Origin of the sequence: Actinomadura terrae (assembly GCF_022751215.1) — a bacterium.
Lineage (GTDB): Bacteria > Actinomycetota > Actinomycetes > Streptosporangiales > Streptosporangiaceae > Spirillospora > Spirillospora terrae.
In genome coordinates, this window is the sequence record NZ_JAICDG010000004.1 from 925,990 (window position 1) to 942,416 (window position 16,427).

The following is a 16,427-nucleotide window of genomic DNA, read 5'->3' on the forward strand; positions in this document are numbered from 1 at the left end:
GACGCGGGACCGACGGCGGGGGAACAGCCGTTTCCACCGCCCAGGCCGACGCGGGGGGAGTCGACCGAACACGACCGCCCACACCCCGCCGCCAGTCCCGCAGCTCTTTGGGTTACGCCACCTCGGCCTGCTGCCCCTCACGGCATCCCGGGCAGGGCTCCCGCCGCCGCCCCGGTCCACGCCCGGAACCACGCCGACTAGTCAGCAGGTCAGGCAGGGAGGACACCCAGAACCACTGGCGGCCCATGCACTTCACGCAGGAGTCCACGGCCGAGTGATCCGCCGTTGTCTTTTGCAAGGTGACAAGCTCCTTGATCGCTCCATCAACGTCGCGCAACGACGTTAAGAGCAGATCAGGCACACAACCCGGACTCTCAGTCCGGGCTGACTCCTGGTACGGGTGCCGCCTAGGCGGCAACTACCCCGATGCGCTTAGCCAGAGCCCGCACTTGAGGCGCCATGCTCGGTCGCACTCGCTTGAGCAGCCCGCGCACCAAGTCCCGCGCGAGCAGGTTGTACCGCAGATCCTCTGGTCCACTAGCTTCAGCACTCATCAGGTGCAGCAGGACTGCGGCATCGTCGCGGCGCTGCTCGTGCAGCCGCGCCAGCTCCAAGTAGAAGGTCGTCTGCCGCTCCAACGACGGCGACGAAGTGACGTCGATCCGATCGGCGATGCTCAGCCCCTCAGCCGACTCGCCTGCTTCCATCTCAACACTCATTGCATGCAGACGGACGTTCGTGGGCCCGAATACCGTCCACATCACGTTGCCCTCACCGGTCGCCTGAGCCGCTGGCATCGCGTGTGCTCGCAACCGGTCCCGCGCCGTCCAGGCATCCCCCTGCCGCACCGATGCGACCGACGCCACCAGCCACAGAGCCCCAGACATCGCCACCCAGTCGCCGCCCTTGTCGATGTGTGGCTTGAGTTCCTCGATCGCGTGCATGGCGGTTTCCTCCGCCGCTTCAGCCTCACCCTGCGCGATCAGAATGTGCCCGAGGTTCCAGTGAGCGCCCGCGATCCTCAGCGGATCATCGGTCTGATACGCGGCCGTGATCGCACGGTCAGCGGCCAGCAACGACAGATCGGTACGCCCGATACGCTTCGCGAACGTCCGCAGCAGAAAGTACAGGTCCGACGACAGGCGAGCCGCTTCCCGCCGCTGCTCGACTTCGCCGAAGGACCCAAACGACCGGGCCGCCATCTGAACATCTGTCAGCAGTTGCGGAAAGACCTCCGCGCCCTCCGTATACCGACGCGGCGACGCTTGCCAGATGGCCCACCCCGCATCAACCCTTTCCCGCAGCATCGCCAGGTCGACCACATCACCACTTGACCCGCCAAACGACATCATCCGTCGATACAGATCGGAAGCCACCGGATGAATCGGCCCGTCCTGCTCGAATTGCGGTTCACCCAACAGCACCGAAACCGGCACACCCAGGATTCGGGCCAGCTTGTGCAACAGTCCGATAGTTGGAGTCTTTGCGCCCCGCTCGATCTTCGAGATGTAGTCCTCGCTCACGCCCGCCAGACCCGCCACTACGGCCTGTGTCTTCTTCCGGCCCTTCCGGTAGAACTGCAAACGTTCACCGATGCCGATCTCGTCTGGCTCAGACACACTCACTCCGAGGGGACGGGGAGACTGGGCACGAACAGGGTAGGCAGCCAGAGCCCGCGACCGCAGCACGAGGAGGACGTGACAGCGTGCACAAGCTCATCCTGTGGGACGTCGACCACACGCTCATCGAGACCGGAGGAGTAGGCGGCGAAGTCTTCAAGGACGCATTCGAGCAGGTCACCGGCCGCCACATCGACCGCCTAGCCGACGTCACGGGCCGCACAGAACAGGTCATCTTCCGCGAAACCCTCGATCTCTACGACATCGAGGACCCCGGCGACTACTTCCCCCAGTTCGTCGAGGCCCAGGCCACCGGTTACCAGACCCGCGCCGACGAGATGCGCGAACGCGGCCGAGTCCTCCCCGGAGCCCGCGAGGCCCTGGCCGCCTTCGCCGAGCTGCCCGGCATCACCCAGACCGTCCTGACCGGCAACCCTCAGCCCTCAGCCCTCGCCAAGCTTCAGGCGTTCTCGCTCGACGGATTGCTGGACCTCAGTATCGGCGCATTCGGCACCGACGACTCACTCCGCCCCAAGCTCGTCCCCATAGCGCAAGGACGAGCGTTCGAACGCTACGGCCACACTCACACCGAAGCCTCCACGTTCATCTTCGGGGACACCACCAGCGACGTTGAAGCAGGGCAGAAGGGCGGCGCCCAGGTGATAGCCATAGCCAGCGGACGCACGACCGCCGAAGAACTCCGCGAAGCAGGCGCCCGAACCGTGTTTCACGACCTCGCCGACACCGCCGCCATCGTCCAAGCCGTCACGACGAGCAGCCCTTGAACATTGCCGAATTCAGCCGTTTGAGATCAAGGGCGGCGGCGCTCACGCCGTCGCGCGGCCCGGCGCCAGCGGCGCCGGGGCGTGCGGCGTGGGCGCCGGTCCCCGGCGCCACGCGCCGGGCCGCGCATCGCCGCCGCGCCGACCTGTCGCCTGGCTGACCGGCGATCACGGGGGCGCGCCGCCGCTGGGCGTTGATGAGCACGGGGCGCGGGCCGCCGGCTACTCGCTTCGCTCGCCCTTCGGGTGCCTTCGGCATTGGACGGCAGCCCGCTGACGTAGGCGACGGGTGCTGTCTCGAACATTGAGCGTGCGCGACTGGGGAACCCCGTGGTTCCCCAGACCCCTCCTGGAGCCGGAGCACTCATTCGCGCGAATCCGTCTGTCACGGCTTCTCGCCGTTCGCGCGAATGAGCACTCCGGAGCGATGCGCCTCAGTGGCCGCCCGGCGACGGCTAGGACCGCAGAACCCTAGGTGACAGCGTGCGATTAGCGTGCGATTAAGGGCGGTCATCAGGGGTCGGAAGCGGTCACTGCGGGATCATGGACTCTGCAGGTCAGAGCGCTTTTCGGGGTTGATGCCGCAGATTTGCAAGCCGGGTGTCAGGGGTTCGAATCCCCTAGGCTCCACCCACCAAGAAGCCCAGGTCAGAACCACAACTCCGACCCGGGTTCCCAGCTCTCAGGGCTTCTTCCGCTTCGTACCCGTTGCGTGCCCGATCGCTTCCGCGACTCCACCTCTCGGCCTTAGCCATCGCGCTCAGCGTGTCCGCGATCTCAAGCGTCCGGACGGAAGCCTGCGGACACGTCAGAAGCGTCGCTGGCCACCCATCAGGCCGCGAAAATGTGCGGTGAGCGGATTCGCGAAATGCGGACAATGCAAGGCCTGCAACCTGACTCCATGACGGAGAGCTTCCACGCGCGCATGCCTGCGCGAGTGGAGATAGGTCCCCTCCAGTCGCCGGCCGGAGAACCCGTGGTGGTGCTCCAGCGCCAGACGCTCACGAGCGAGGGGCGCATCGTGGAGTTCGCCCGAGGTGTCCACACGGCAGCTCGGTTCTCGTGGTCGTACACGTTCAAGAACCCCGTTCGAGGAGCCCATGCCCGAGGTGACGTTGCCCGACGCCTACCGCGCCGATGTGGAAACCCTTTGGGACTACCACGACATGCACCACACCATCCGGCCTACCGACGTCGCCATCGGACTCGGCAGCCATGACCTCGGCGTCGCCACCTTCACAGCGGAGCTCTACCGCGAGGACATGTTCCCCCGCATCGTCTTCAGCGGCGCCAACGCACCGACGACGATCGAACGATTCCCACGCGGCGAAGCCGTCCACTACCGCGAACACGCCATCGAACTCGGCGTTCCCGACGAGGCGATCCTGGTCGAGCCCAAGGCCACCAACACCGGCCAGAACATCGAGTTCACCCGCGAGCTGCTCGCCGACCACGGCATCGAAGTCAGCTCAGCAACCCTGATCTCCCGGCCCTACCAGCAGCGCCGCGCCTACTCCACCGCCAAGAAGCTGTGGCCAGCCCTGGAGATCGTCTGTGCGTCGCGACCGCTCCCGTTGGACGACTACATCGTGAGCATCGGCGACGTGGGCCGCGTTATCAACATGCTGGTAGGCGACACCCAACGCATCATGGTCTACCCCGCACAGGGATTCGCCATTCCCCAGGACGTGCCGCCCGAAGTCGAAGCGGCCTACCGCCGCTTGGTCGACGCAGGCTTTACCAGCAGGCTCATCCGATAAACCGCCCCGACAAGAACGAGGCCCGAACCACCTTCGCGGGTTCGAGCCCGCGTGCGCCGCTGCCCTGGACGGGGTGGGTCGATCATGTGGGATCGACCGCGGTGCCCGGGCCGGCGGCCAAGCCGGTGGTGGACATGCTCGCGCCGGTCCGTTCGCTGGAGCGAGCCGTCGATGCGGTGCCAGTGGCTGGTCAATACCGCGACCGCAACGCCTATTCCAACGCCGAGTCCCGGTTTGTTGAGGACGTGTTACGACGGCCGGGTTTGACTGCGCCTTCGCGGCTTGGGCTGCCCGAGTAGGAAGCAGGCTGCCTGCGGGAGGGCGGTTGCGCGTCCGCAACTGGGGAATAAGGCGCTCCACCTTCACGCCTTGGCCCGGCAGTGCGGAGCGCGACGACGGCGGACGGAAAGCCCGGGTCGAGCAGTGGGGTCGGCGTGAGATGAGCCTATCGCCGTCTGGGTGCGGGATTGCCCCTACTCAACCGGCATGTGGGACTGAATCAGCTCTCCAAGGGTGCGAAATTCGATTGCCTCCTCGGGCTGGTCCACATGGTCGGAAACCTCTGCCCAGCGCTCCAAAACGGAAACGACCCAGCGCCGACAACTACGTGGCAGCTTTATCCGAGGCCGGGGTCAGCCATCCGTTTGCTGGTCAGGCGGGGTTACTGTTCTTCTTGGTGGGCTCCGCTCTTGTTAAGCGCGTCAGTGATCGCGCGGCACGCCTCCGAGGCCGCGTGCTGGTAGTTCATCGGCGTGTTTTGTCGGAGGGGTTCGCTAGCTTTCGCGCTGGCGTGGTCGGTTCCGGGGCGTTCAGCTCTGTAGGGAATGATGGTCCCCCCGGCCTGCATGAGGGGGGCATCCGTTGCCTAATCTGCGACCGAGCATCGCTGGGAGTCAGAGAAGAGGCCCGACAGAACCGGCCACGATTGCTTGAGGGAGGCGCTGGTCGCGATCGGGGCCAGGGGGCCACACCGTCCTTTGGAGCCCGCGCACCGGAGCGCCCGTTCGCGCGAAAAGTTGAGAACTGGGAGGTGGCTCGGGCAATGACATATGACCTGCATTTTTTCCTGCGTGAGCCTGGGCAGGACTGGCAGGAAGCGTTCGAGATCGCCGACCTGGGCGGGGACGACGGCACCAGTGCGCCGGGCGTTGGGGAACGCATCGTGGAGCGGGCGCTACAGGTGGACGATGGTTTCGTCGATAGTGGTGGTGAGATCATGCACGAGAACGGCATGCTCATGGTCTGCACGAACAAGATCGGGAGTATTCACCTGCCGTACCGGCAATCCGGTGAGGCGGGAGTTCGAGCGATCCACCAACTGTTCGCCCTGGGGCAGATCCTGGGGCAGGAGACGGACTTGAGCGGCTACGATCCGCAGTTGGATCTGCCGTTCGCCGACATCACTGCGGCCGACAGGGCGAAGGCAGCGGAAATGTACCTCTCTGTAAACGCCAGGTTCTTCGACCTGCCCGAAAGCGGAGGGGTGTCGTCGTTGACGAGTGGGCCTCGCCCACGGTGGAAGTTCTGGAAGCGTTGATCTAGCGCGCCTGCTGGCCGCTCCCCCCGGCCGGGAAACGCTCTCTGACGTCCAAAGCCTAGCCTTTGAGGGGTTCGTATCTCAGATGCCCGCTACGGATAGTGTCAGCTTTCCTTCACTCGCCTCTTCGACGTGAACCTCGATCTCCGCATCCTCGTCATCGTCGAAGCGCAGCAGGAAGGCGGGTGACAACGCCATGAGGAACCTCCACCCTTCCTGCTCTTCGGCGGTCAGCGGAGGAGAGAAGGTCGCTGAGGCCAGCCACCCGGAGTCGTCGCTGACGATGACGACGCGGACGCCTTCAGAGCTCAGGCACGTGAGAGTGTTCGCCCACCATTCCAGCCGGGCACTACCTTCGTACGTGTCCATGGTGTGAGTATGTCGCGGGCTCAGTCTTCCCGGATCTGGCGAGGGCGAGATGTGGCCCTTGGTTCGCGCTTGCGGAGCGGCGGTGGTCGGGAATCAGGTAGTCATCTCGGATTCGCTCAGGGTTCGCGTGAGCGGTGGGCCTGGGCGTGTGGGGTGCCAACCGTCGATCAGCGCGGAGCGGATCGTCCTCGATACCACGCGTGGAAGGCTCGCGCCGCAGCCAATTCTCTTGGGTCAGATGGTCCCGGCTCCCCGGCGGTGTGCCGGGGAGCCGGGGGGAGGTGCGGCGTTAGTTGGTGTAGTTCTTGCCGATGGGGCGGCCGGGGATTGGTTTGGCGATCAGGGCGATGGGGGTGAAGAGGGAGAAGTGGCTGATTGTGAGGGTGAGCATCCAGATTTCCTCGTCGCTGTAGAGGGCGGCGACTCTGGCGAAGAGGTCGTCGGAGACGCGTTCTCCGGACGGGTTCGGGGTGAGGACGGCCTCCACCAGCTCCAGTGCGAGTCGCTCGGCTTCGGTGAAGTAGGGGGCGTCCTGCCAGGTCGCCACGGCGGTGATGCGATGCTCGGTCTCCCCCGCTTCGCGGAGGGTGTCGGTCAGCATGATCGCGTGGTAGGTGCTGCCGACGATCTGGGCGGCGCGGAGCATCATGAGGGTCATGGTGCTCTCGGGGACCGGGCCCCTCTGGATGGCGGCGCGCAGGGACGCGGACAGTTTGCCCAGCTCGGGGAGCTGGGGGGTGATGTCGGGCAGGCGTGACTTGAGGTCGTTCTCCGTGGTCATGCCTGTCCGACAACGCAGGCCTTCGGAATGTGAGCTCACGTTCGGGGGCGCTGTCTTGTCGGACGGGGAAGGACGGACGCGACCGAGGGGAACAGCGACGATGACCGACCCGGGCCTGGACGTGATCATGAGCGAGCGGCGGCAGTTGCTCAACCTCGCCTACCGGCTGCTCGGCTCGCTGGCCGAGGCCGAGGACGCCGTGCAGGAGACCTACACGCGCTGGTACACGCTGTCGCCGGAGCAGCGGGAGGCCATCGAGGTCCCCGGCGCGTGGCTGACCAAGGTGGCGAGCCGGATCTGCCTCAACCTGCTCGGGTCGGCGCGGGCGCGGCGGGAGAGGTATGTCGGCGACTGGATTCCCGAGCCGCTGCCCGAGCCCGCGGAGTGGGCGAACGTTGTCGATCCGGCCGATCGCGTCACGCTGGACGAGTCGATCAACATGGCGTTCCTGGTCGTCCTGGAGTCGATGACGCCTGCCGAACGCGTCGCGTTCATCCTGCACGACGTCTTCCGCTATCCCTTCGCGGACGTCGCCGACATCGTCGGCCGGACCCCGGCGGCCTGCCGGAAACTTGCCTCGTCTGCGCGGCGGCGTGTGCAGGCGGCGCGGACGTCCCCGCCCACGGCGGCGAGGCAGAGCGCCATCGTCCGGGAGTTCAAGCGGGCGTGGGAGGCCAAGGACATCGACGCCCTCATCGTCCTGCTCGACCCGGACGTCACGGCGACCGGCGACAGCGGCGGTCTCGCCACGCTCACGCCGGGCCCGCTCGAAGGCGCCGAGCGGCTCGCGGGCAGCATGGCCGACCTCGCCGACAGGCTGGCCGGGTCGACGCTGCTGGAGCGGACGGTCAACGGCCAGCCCGGCCTGGTCGCCGAGAGGGACGGCGTCATCGTGACCGTGTACGCGTTCGAGATCGTCGACGATCGGATCAGGCACGTCTGGGCCGTGCGCAACCCCGAGAAGCTCTGGCGGTGGACGGAGGGGAACGTGCTACGTCCGGGGGAGGACGAACACGGCTCCTGAAGGTGATCCGGGTCAGGATCCGGGGAGGGCACGATCGGGAACGCCGATCCAGGGGAGATCGGCAGAGGCGCCTCCGCTGCCGGACGGCATGGTCTCATCGGGGGCCCGTGCCGTTCGGACCCCGTCGGCGGAGGGCGTCGAGCCGCCCCTGAAGGTGCGCCGGTACGCGGACGGGGAGGTCTTCATCGCGCGCGCGAAGTGGTGGCGGAAGGTCATCGGACTGTCGAAGCCGACCGCCGCGCCGATCTCCTCGACGGGCAGGACGCCGTCCTCCAGCAGCGGGAGGGCGGCCATGATCCGCTGGGTGATGACCCAGCGGAGCGGGCTCGTGCCGGTCCGCCGGTTGAAGTGGCGGATGAACGTGCGGGGGGCCAGGCACGCCTCGCGCGCCAGCGCGGAGACCGTGATCGGCTCGGTGAGGTGGTCGAGTGCCCAGGCCATGGCGCGTCCGACGGCGTCGTCGGCGGCCGGGGCGGTGACGGCGGCCTCGACGAACTGGGCCTGCCCGCCCTCGCGGTGCGGCGGGACGACCAGCCGCCGCGCCACCGTGTTGGCGACGCGCGCGCCGTGGTCCTTGCGGACGAGGTGCAGGCACATGTCGAGCCCGGCGGCGCTCCCGGCCCCGGTGAGGACGTCGTCACCGTCCACATAGAGGACGTCCGGTGTCACGCGGACCTTCGGGTAGCGGCGCTGGAGGAGGTCCGCGTACCGCCAGTGGGTGGTGGCCTCGCGGCCGTCCAGGAGGCCGGCGGCGGCGAGCGCGAACGCGCCCGAGCAGATCGACACGACGCGGGCGCCGCGCCGGTGCGCCTCCCGCAGCGCCGCGACGACCTCGGGCGGGGGGTCGGCGCGGACGTCGGGCACCGCGACGACCATCACGGTATCGGCGGACGCGAACACGCCGAGGTCGTGCTCGGTGGTCATCGTGAACCCGCCGAGCGCCCGCATCGGGCCGCGCTCCAGCGAGCAGACCCGCAGGTCGTACCAGGGGACGTCCAGGTCGGGACGCGGCCGCTCGAACACCTCGACGACCGAGCCGAGCTCGAACGGCGCCATGCCGTCGAACATCAGCACGGAGACGGTGTGGCGGTTGTCCACAGGCGCGCGCCCTTTCGGTGTCGTGGCGGGATATTAATGGTATGCGGCGATCGTGCCACTTCTGGCCAGACGGCCCGTCTCGGAGGATGGGAGCCGACAGGAAGAGAGGGAAGGATGAGCGCAGCTTCAGCGGTCACCGCCGTTCCGGCCGCACCCGCCCCCGAGGCGATCCGGCACTTCGGCGCCCGGCTGGCCTTCGAGACGGACGTCTCCGACGTCGCCGCCGACCTCGCGTCCGGAGCGTCCGGCATCGTGGTCGTCGACACGCGGAGCCGCGAAAGCTGGGATCAGGGGCACGTCGCCGGTGCCGTCCACCTGCCGACGGCCGAGATCGCCGAGCGCGCCGGGGAGCTGCCGCCGGACGCGACCGTCGTCGTCTACTGCTGGGGTCCGGCGTGCAACGGCGCCGTCAAGGCCGCGCTGGGGTTCGCCCGGCTCGGCCACCGGGTCAAGGAGATGATCGGCGGGTTCGAGTACTGGGCGCGCGAGGGCTTTCCCGTCGAAGACGGCGGTGGGACGATCACGCAGCGTTGCCCCGACCCGCTGACCGCGCCCCTCGATGGCGTCGCCTGCGACTGCTGACCGGCCCCGGGCGGCCTCCAACGCCGTCCATCCGCGGCGGGGAACGGGACGGCAGCGGTCGAAGAGGGGCCTGAACTGAAGAGAGTCGTCCGGGACGGGGCATAAGGAGGTACCCGGACGACGTTAGACTTACTGAATCACTCTTCGACGCAACCCTGGCGTCAGGCTCGTCCTTGCAGCCCACCGATCACTCATCGTGGTGCCTCCCGAGACGTGCCCCCCTCTCGGAAGGTATTGCGTGACCACAGCTGCCGCTGCTCAGAACCCGTCTGCCGACCTGCCGACGCCCGCGACCACGGGCGACGGCGAGGCCGAGCGGGTTCCCACCTTCGCCGAACTCGGCCTCCCGCCGGCGTTGGTGTCCGCCCTGATCCGTCAGGGCATCGAGGCCCCGTTCCCCATCCAGGCCGCCGCGATCCCCGACGTCATGGCCGGACGCGACGTCCTCGGCCGGGGCAAGACCGGGTCCGGCAAGACCCTCGCCTTCGGCCTGCCGCTGCTCGCCCGCCTCGCCGGCCGCAAGGCCGCGCCGAAGCGTCCGCTGGCGCTGATCCTCGTCCCGACCCGTGAGCTGGCCCAGCAGGTGCAGACGAACCTGGAGCCGCTCGGCCGCGGCCTCGGGCTGCGCTTCAAGACCGTCATCGGCCAGACCTCGATGTTCAAGCAGATCGACGCGCTGCGCCGGGGCGTCGAGGTCCTGGTCGCCACGCCCGGCCGGCTGAAGGACCTGATGCGGCAGGGCGCGTGCGACCTGTCCGACATCGAGATCGCCGTCCTGGACGAGGCCGACCACATGGCCGACATGGGCTTCCTGCCCGACGTCACCGACATCCTCGACCAGGCGCGGCTCGGCGGGCAGCGGCTGCTGTTCTCCGCGACCCTCGACAAGGACGTGGACGTCCTCGTCAAGCGCTACCTGCACGACCCGGTCACCCACGCCATCGGCCCGGTGGACGAGTCGGTCGACACCATGGAGCACCACCTGCTGCTGGTGGCGCCCAAGGAGAAGAGCGCGATCACCGCCGAGATCGCCAACCGCGAGGGCCGGACGATCCTGTTCGCCCGCACCAAGCACGGCGTCGACCGGCTCGCCAAGCAGCTCGTCCAGGTCGGCGTCCGCGCGGCGGGCCTGCACGGCGGCAAGAGCCAGGGGCTGCGCACCCGCACGCTCGCCGAGTTCCGCGAGGGCACGATCAGCGTGCTCGTCGCCACCGACGTGGCCGCCCGGGGCATCCACGTGGACGACGTCACGCTGGTCATGCACGTCGACCCGCCCGCCGACCACAAGGACTACATGCACCGCGCCGGACGCACCGCGCGGGCCGGGGAGCGCGGCACCGTCGTCACGCTCGTCCTGCCGCACCAGGTGCGCTCGACGTCGGCCATGACCCGGCGGGCCGGGATCAACGCGCCGCGCGTCAAGGTGAGCACCGGCGACGCCGAGCTCGTGAAGCTGACCGGCGCGCGCCAGCCGTCCGGCATCCCGATCGAGGGCCCGATCATCCCGGACCGTCCGCGCCGCGAGGGCGGCCGCGGCCGGCAGGGCGGCGGTGGACGGCGCCGTGGGGGCTACAACGGGCGCGCCCCCCGCTCGTTCGACCGCCAGGACTCCTCCTCGGAGGGCGGCGGCCACGGCGAGCACCGGGGCTCCTTCGGCGGCGAACGCCGTGGTGGCGGGCCCCGCACGGGCGGTTCGTCCCACGGCAACCGGCGCGGCGGCTCCTTCGGCGGCAACCGGCGCGACGGTGGTAACCGCCGCGAGGGCGGCGAACGGCGCACCGCGCGGTCCAACTGAGTCTGTATCCTTTAACTGGCCTTAGAGGCTTGCGCAGAGGGTGTGCAGTCGCGATCTCGGTCAGGGGCCTCGCTCCTGACCGAGATCGCGCGAACCCGTGGCACGGCGCGCGAGTCTTTGCCCTCCGGCGACTTTGGGACGCCCCGCCGCCGGACATGTGCCCCGCATGGGGGATCTCGCCTTCACTGACCGGACGGACTTCGAGAACGCCGACCGGGGCTTCGTCGCGGCGCTGACGCCCGGCGTGGTGCGGGACGCGGACGGCCGCGTCGTCTGGGACAACGACGCCTACGCCTTCCTGGACGACCCCTGCCCCGACACCGCGAACCCGTCGCTGTGGCGGCAGTCGCAGCTGTGCGCCAGGCAGGGCCTGTACGAGGTGACCGGCGGCGTCTACCAGGTGCGCGGCCTGGACCTGTCCAATATGACGCTGGTCGAGGGCGACCGCGGGGTGATCGTCATCGACCCGCTCGTGTCGGTCGAGACCGCCGCCGCGGCGCTGGCGCTGTACCGCGAGCATCGCGGCGACCGCCCGGTCACCGGCCTCGTCTACACCCACTCCCACGTCGACCACTTCGGCGGCGCCGAGGGCGTCGTCGAGCCCGGCAACCCCGGCGGGGTGCCGATCCTCGCGCCGGAGGGGTTCCTGGAGCAGGCCGTCTCGGAGAACGTGTACGCGGGGACGGCGATGGCCCGGCGCGGCGTCTACCACACCGGCGCCCTGCTGGAACGCGGCCCGTCCGGCATGATCGGCACCGGACTCGGGCAGACCGCCTCCTTGGGACGGGTCTCGCTGCTCCCGCCCAACCGCGACGTCACCAGCACCGGGCAGGAGGAGGTGCTGGACGGTGTCCGGATCGTGTTCCAGTTGACGCCCGGCACCGAGGCGCCCGCCGAGATGAACTTCCACTTCCCGGCGCACAGGGCACTGTGCCTTGCGGAGAACGCGACGCACAACCTGCACAACGTCCTGACGCTGCGCGGCGCGCTCGTCCGCGACTCACGGGCCTGGTCGCGCTACCTGGACGAGGCGATCACGCTGTTCGCGGACGGCACCGACGTGGCGTTCGCGTCCCACCACTGGCCGACGTGGGGACGCGACAACGTGGTGGCGTTCCTGGCACAGCAACGTGACCTGTACGCCTACCTGCACGACCAGACGCTGCGGCTGCTCAACCAGGGATACACCGGCGTCGAGATCGCCGAGATGATCGATCTGCCGCCCGCGCTGGCGAACGCCTGGCATGCCCGCGGTTACTACGGCTCGGTCAGCCACAACGTCAAGGCGATCTACCAGCAGAACATACCTCTAAGTAACTCTAACGTCCAGTGGGCCTGACCCGCGGCGATGCTGTTGAGAAGGCCAACAACAGGTGAGAGTCGGGGCGGGGCTCACCCGGCCCAGCTCGGCCCCATGCCCGCATGAGCATCTTGACGGGCCCCGGGTGCGGCGGGGTCTACTACCGCCCCGGGGCCCCACCCACGCGCGCGGGGCGCTGACCTGCGGGCGTGAGCTGTCACTGCGGGGGAGCCCACAGCTCTGTCTGCTGGGGAGCGTCGCCCGGCTCTCCCGGCCCGCTCTGCTCGCTCGGCTCGCTCTGTCCGTTCCGCAGGGCGAGTACCGCTGATTCGGGATAGCGGCGATGTCCGCCGGGTGTCCGGACGAAGGGGAGCTTCCCGCGTGCCGCCCACCGGGTAACGGTCTTGGCGTCCACCCGGAACAACTTGGCGACCTCCCACGGGGTCAGCAAGGGTTCGGTTTCCGGCGGCTTTCTGCTCATGTGCGGGGGGCTCCTGTCGTTCACGAACGAACCATGCGGTCTGGACACGAGCGGTTGCGGGCCCCGGGGAGAGACACCCAGCCGCCACCCGGGGCCCGCTACCCGCGTGAGCACTAAGGCGCACACGCGGGCCCTTTCTGGGGGCCCCGGGGAAACGGCCCGGGGCACGGTCCGCGTGGTGCCGGACGGCCAACCCACGCGGACATCTGGGGGGACTACTCGTCCGGCCGGATGCGTGGCCGGGTGTTCTGGACGTACGGGGAGTCCCAGTCGTTGCCGTGCCCTTCGAGCGCGCGGTAGGAAAGCCCCTGGGCTGCGTCCCGGATGGCGGTGACCGTCTCGGGGAGCTGGCCAGCCTCCAGCAGCAGCAGCCGGACGTGTTCGGACACCTCGTCAAAGGCGGCCCGGAACGCCTCCCGTGTCGGAGCTTCCGCCTTGTTCGCAAGCGCGTCCTCCGCCCGTTCACAAGCGGTCAAGGTCACGCTCCGAATCAGCGCCTTGGGCCGCTGATAGTTGCCCATCACTTCCTCGAACGCGGCGGCGGCTGTCTGCGCAAGCTGCTTCGGATGCATCCTCACGGGTTCGCGGTCCATGTCAGCCCCTCCACGCGATGTATGCGACAGCCCCGGCGACCCCGCAGACCAGGCCGTAGGCCAGCATCACCGCCGTCATCCGCAGCAGCGCACCGGGCGGCACCGCCACCGAGACGGCATGAACGAGTGTCGTCGTCACGGCATTCTCCGGCGCATGTCTTCGATCACCAGGTTCGCCGCCGTGAGCGGTTGCCGCGTGGGCACAAGCCACGCCGCCCGAACCCCATCGCGTGGCGTGAGCACAACGAACCACCACTCGCCATGGTCAGGGTGATACGCACACCCAAGGGTGAGCGTCCCCGCCTTCCCGTCCACCCGTGAGACGGCAAGCGCCGGAAATCCGTCCTGCGCGACCAAGGCACAGGCCATGTCTCCCGCGTCCGTCACGTACGTCCGCACGGTCCGGAGAGCCGCCACACGTTCGGAATGCAGATCCTTGATCACGTCCAACAGGGCGGACGAGTGGTTGGCCGGAGCCTGTGGAGCTGACAGGAACGAGTCTCGGGGCGGCGGCTTGGTTCGGCTGTCGGAACCTCGGTCGATACGCGGCATTCCGGATGTTGCTGACGTTCTCCCCATTGAAACCTCCGGGGGCATTTTGTCCGCTAGCAATCACGGCGTTCTGCCGCACAGATTCGCATAGTCGGTCTACAGTTCGCCTTATCTCGCGAGACAAACGAGAGTCACGGAGGGTGGATGAGCACAACCGCAGAGTCAGTAGACCCCATGGCGGACCTGTGGTCACTTCTGGCCCGTATGCTGCGGGTATACCGTAAGCAGCACCGCATGTCGCAAGCTGAAGTCGGGCGGCTCGTTGCAGTCGATCACAAGACAGTCTCGAACTGGGAGGCCAACCGGAACCACCCACCGGTGGACGCTCTCCGGACTCTCGATGCGACGTGGCGAACCGGGGGCCTCTTTGAGGCTCTCCACCACTTCGCCAGCACGACCCAGGCTCCCGCTCAGTTCCTCGCGTTCGCGGAGTACGAAGCACTCGCCACCGTCCTGAGGATCAACGGCATTGCGTTCATCCCGGGATTGCTCCAGACGCCTGACTACGCACGGGCGGCCTTCACACTCGCGGGTGTCGCGGACGTAGAGGGGCAGATAGCCCAGCGCATGGCGCGACAGGCTCTCATTCTCCGGGACGATGCTCCGTACGTGTCGGTGGTGTTGGCTGAGAGCGCTTTGCTAGTGATCCCACCGTCAGCAAGGGCAGAGCAACTGGCCCGCCTGGCCGAAGTGGCGGACCTCCCCAACGTCACGCTTCGCTTGGTCCCGCTTAGCGCGGGCCCACACCCCGGGCTCGTAGGGAGCTTCTACCTGTCCACGACGCCGGAAAGAGAGGTCGGGTTTGTCGAGACCCCCGCTCGTGGAAGACTGGTGACCGAAACGGACGACCTACGCAGACTCACAGTCGCGTTTGATCGTGCCAGCGGGCACGCTCTCTCGGCAGAAGCGACCCGTGAGCGACTCCGACAGATGGTTGAGGAAGCACAAAGTGACCCAGTGGAGGAAGTCCAGCCGTAGCGCCGACTCTGGGGAGGCCGACTGTGTGGAGTTGGCGCGTCTCTCCCAGGCGGTTGGCGTACGAGACAGCAAAGAACCCCACGGCCCGAAGCTCGTGTTTCCCGCTGCGAGCTTCCGTGAGCTGGTGACCGCGATCAAGCGCGGCGACCACGACATGCCCTAGTAGCGGACAACGGCCCCGATCACGAACGTGTGTGGTCGGGGTCTTGTGCTGTCTGATCAGCCGCGATGTTCGAGGGCAACCCTGACCCGTACCGCAAGGCCGTTCACGGCCTGAGGAACGGAAGCAGGGGCGGCAGCGCGAGCCCCCGACCCCCGCAGTGCTGTATCCGCGCGGCGAGTGACTTGAAGCCCAACCGGTCCCCCGTGACAAGCGGAGGGCCGCGGCTTCCCATCGCGCTGGCAGGGTCGGGGCCGGTCGATGGCGAAGCCACCCCGAAGGGGCGACCGTAGGGAGTCAGCCGGCGCCGCTGCACCCTTCCAGCTCAAGCGTCTAGGACGTAGAAGCCGCTGCCCGGTCCTGTGCGCGGGGGGATGCATCACGGGGTTTGGGCCCCGGCCACGCGCGGTGCGGTACGTGCGGGCCGTCCACAGCGTTACCGGGGCTGTGGGCGGGCGCCGCGCTGCGAACGGCGCCCCAGCGCCGCACGCGCAAAGCGCGGGCGGCCGTCCATCAGCCCCGGTCGGCTGTGGGCGGGGCCCGCCACGCACCCGCCCCCCGCGCGCAGCGCGGGGGGGGCCTTGACCCTGTAATGAAACTTCTCGACGGATGGGTGGTCCGGGCTAGCTCGCCTTCTGCTCCTGGTCACGCTCGGTGAGCTGGTTCCGGATGGCGCGGGCCTGCTGGACGCGGTTGCGGGCCTGCTCGGCCCAGAAGTGTTCACCGTTCATCAGGCCGCTGCCGAGGTACTTCCATCGCCCGGTGGTCACCGTGGTCCGCTCGGGGTCGGGCTCGGGGCGTCCCTCGGCTTGTCGGGCTGCTTGGGCGGCGTGGTCGGCTCGGGCCTGGCGTAGCTGGGTGAGGGTGACCGAGTAGCGGCGGGACTTGGAGGAGAAGTGGCCCCCGTAGCCGAGCATGTGGGCCCACTTGCGTAGCCGTAGGTCGTGGTAGGCGGGCAGCTCGGCGAGCGTGAAGCACGTCCAGATCATGCGGCGGGCGTGCTCGGAGACCTTCAG

At 68.4% G+C, this 16,427-nt stretch carries 19 protein-coding genes and 1 pseudogene; 11 read left to right on the forward strand and 9 right to left on the reverse strand.

Annotated features, from left to right (window positions below; all coding sequences use genetic code 11):
- Positions 1-407: 407 nt before the first annotated feature.
- Positions 408-1,619, reverse strand: a complete 1,212-nt coding sequence (locus tag K2F47_RS28890; protein ID WP_242908738.1) for a helix-turn-helix domain-containing protein — start codon at positions 1,617-1,619, stop codon at positions 408-410.
- An 86-nt stretch (positions 1,620-1,705) separates the two neighbouring features.
- On the opposite strand from K2F47_RS28890, the gene K2F47_RS28895 reads away from it, so the two are divergent.
- The 5 genes from K2F47_RS28895 to K2F47_RS28910 all read left to right on the forward strand — a co-directional run bounded on the left by K2F47_RS28895 (position 1,706) and on the right by K2F47_RS28910 (position 5,698).
- Positions 1,706-2,404: an HAD family hydrolase gene (locus K2F47_RS28895; RefSeq protein ID WP_242908740.1), complete on the forward strand. Its 699-nt coding sequence runs from the start codon at positions 1,706-1,708 to the stop codon at positions 2,402-2,404.
- Positions 2,405-3,326: 922 nt separating this feature from the next.
- Positions 3,327-3,620, forward strand: coding sequence for a hypothetical protein (locus tag K2F47_RS41545; protein WP_372490937.1), 294 nt, complete (start codon positions 3,327-3,329; stop codon positions 3,618-3,620).
- Positions 3,502-4,161: a YdcF family protein gene (locus K2F47_RS28900; protein ID WP_242908742.1), complete on the forward strand. Its 660-nt coding sequence runs from the start codon at positions 3,502-3,504 to the stop codon at positions 4,159-4,161. Before K2F47_RS41545 ends, K2F47_RS28900 begins: the two co-directional genes overlap by 119 nt.
- A gap of 86 nt (positions 4,162-4,247) precedes the next feature.
- Positions 4,248-4,460, forward strand: a complete 213-nt coding sequence (locus K2F47_RS28905; RefSeq protein ID WP_242908744.1) for a GrpB family protein — start codon at positions 4,248-4,250, stop codon at positions 4,458-4,460.
- Positions 4,461-5,203: 743 nt separating this feature from the next.
- Positions 5,204-5,698 carry a hypothetical protein gene (locus K2F47_RS28910; RefSeq protein ID WP_242908746.1) on the forward strand — a complete coding sequence of 165 codons (495 nt, stop codon included), beginning with the start codon at positions 5,204-5,206 and terminating at the stop codon, positions 5,696-5,698.
- An 81-nt stretch (positions 5,699-5,779) separates the two neighbouring features.
- On the opposite strand, the gene K2F47_RS28915 is transcribed toward K2F47_RS28910, so the two are convergent.
- Entirely contained in the window at positions 5,780-6,067 is a 288-nt protein-coding gene (locus K2F47_RS28915; protein WP_242908748.1) for a hypothetical protein, read from the reverse strand.
- 289 nt (positions 6,068-6,356) lie between these two features.
- Positions 6,357-6,848, reverse strand: coding sequence for a carboxymuconolactone decarboxylase family protein (locus K2F47_RS28920; protein ID WP_242908750.1), 492 nt, complete (start codon positions 6,846-6,848; stop codon positions 6,357-6,359).
- Positions 6,849-6,948: 100 nt separating this feature from the next.
- On the opposite strand from K2F47_RS28920, the gene sigJ reads away from it, so the two are divergent.
- A complete protein-coding gene (gene sigJ / locus K2F47_RS28925; RefSeq protein ID WP_242908752.1) occupies positions 6,949-7,872 on the forward strand; it encodes an RNA polymerase sigma factor SigJ in 924 nt (307 codons plus the stop codon).
- Positions 7,873-7,884: 12 nt separating this feature from the next.
- Here sigJ and K2F47_RS28930 read toward each other — a convergent pair whose 3' ends face one another.
- Positions 7,885-8,970: a helix-turn-helix domain-containing protein gene (locus K2F47_RS28930; protein WP_308198475.1), complete on the reverse strand. Its 1,086-nt coding sequence runs from the start codon at positions 8,968-8,970 to the stop codon at positions 7,885-7,887.
- 114 nt (positions 8,971-9,084) lie between these two features.
- On the opposite strand from K2F47_RS28930, the gene K2F47_RS28935 reads away from it, so the two are divergent.
- From K2F47_RS28935 to K2F47_RS28945, 3 genes and pseudogenes are all read left to right on the forward strand, one after another.
- Positions 9,085-9,552 (forward strand): rhodanese-like domain-containing protein, encoded by a 468-nt coding sequence (locus K2F47_RS28935; RefSeq protein ID WP_242908754.1) that lies wholly within the window; start codon positions 9,085-9,087, stop codon positions 9,550-9,552.
- Positions 9,553-9,790: 238 nt separating this feature from the next.
- On the forward strand, positions 9,791-11,347 hold the full coding sequence (locus K2F47_RS28940) for a DEAD/DEAH box helicase (protein WP_372490929.1): 1,557 nt from the start codon (positions 9,791-9,793) through the stop codon (positions 11,345-11,347).
- Between the two features lie 166 nt (positions 11,348-11,513).
- Positions 11,514-12,647: pseudogene (locus K2F47_RS28945) on the forward strand (alkyl/aryl-sulfatase); the annotation flags it as partial.
- 217 nt (positions 12,648-12,864) lie between these two features.
- Here the strand turns inward: K2F47_RS28945 and K2F47_RS28950 are convergent.
- The 4 genes from K2F47_RS28950 to K2F47_RS28965 form a co-directional block, all read right to left on the reverse strand.
- Positions 12,865-13,128 (reverse strand): BldC family transcriptional regulator, encoded by a 264-nt coding sequence (locus K2F47_RS28950; RefSeq protein WP_242908756.1) that lies wholly within the window; start codon positions 13,126-13,128, stop codon positions 12,865-12,867.
- A gap of 215 nt (positions 13,129-13,343) precedes the next feature.
- Entirely contained in the window at positions 13,344-13,721 is a 378-nt protein-coding gene (locus K2F47_RS28955; protein ID WP_242908758.1) for a hypothetical protein, read from the reverse strand.
- Between the two features lies 1 nt (position 13,722).
- The gene (locus tag K2F47_RS28960; protein WP_242908760.1) at positions 13,723-13,860 is read right to left on the reverse strand and encodes a hypothetical protein; all 138 of its coding nucleotides are present in this window, start codon (positions 13,858-13,860) and stop codon (positions 13,723-13,725) included.
- Positions 13,857-14,165, reverse strand: a complete 309-nt coding sequence (locus K2F47_RS28965; RefSeq protein ID WP_242908763.1) for a hypothetical protein — start codon at positions 14,163-14,165, stop codon at positions 13,857-13,859. The genes K2F47_RS28960 and K2F47_RS28965 overlap by 4 nt, the downstream gene beginning before the upstream one ends.
- Positions 14,166-14,477: 312 nt before the next feature.
- Between K2F47_RS28965 and K2F47_RS28970 the strand changes: the two genes are divergently transcribed.
- Positions 14,478-15,251 (forward strand): helix-turn-helix domain-containing protein, encoded by a 774-nt coding sequence (locus K2F47_RS28970; RefSeq protein ID WP_272497668.1) that lies wholly within the window; start codon positions 14,478-14,480, stop codon positions 15,249-15,251.
- A gap of 25 nt (positions 15,252-15,276) precedes the next feature.
- Positions 15,277-15,414, forward strand: coding sequence for a DUF397 domain-containing protein (locus K2F47_RS28975; protein ID WP_242908767.1), 138 nt, complete (start codon positions 15,277-15,279; stop codon positions 15,412-15,414).
- A 620-nt stretch (positions 15,415-16,034) separates the two neighbouring features.
- On the opposite strand, the gene K2F47_RS28980 is transcribed toward K2F47_RS28975, so the two are convergent.
- On the reverse strand, positions 16,035-16,427 hold a 393-nt coding region (locus K2F47_RS28980), incomplete at its 5' end, for a replication initiator (RefSeq protein WP_372490930.1).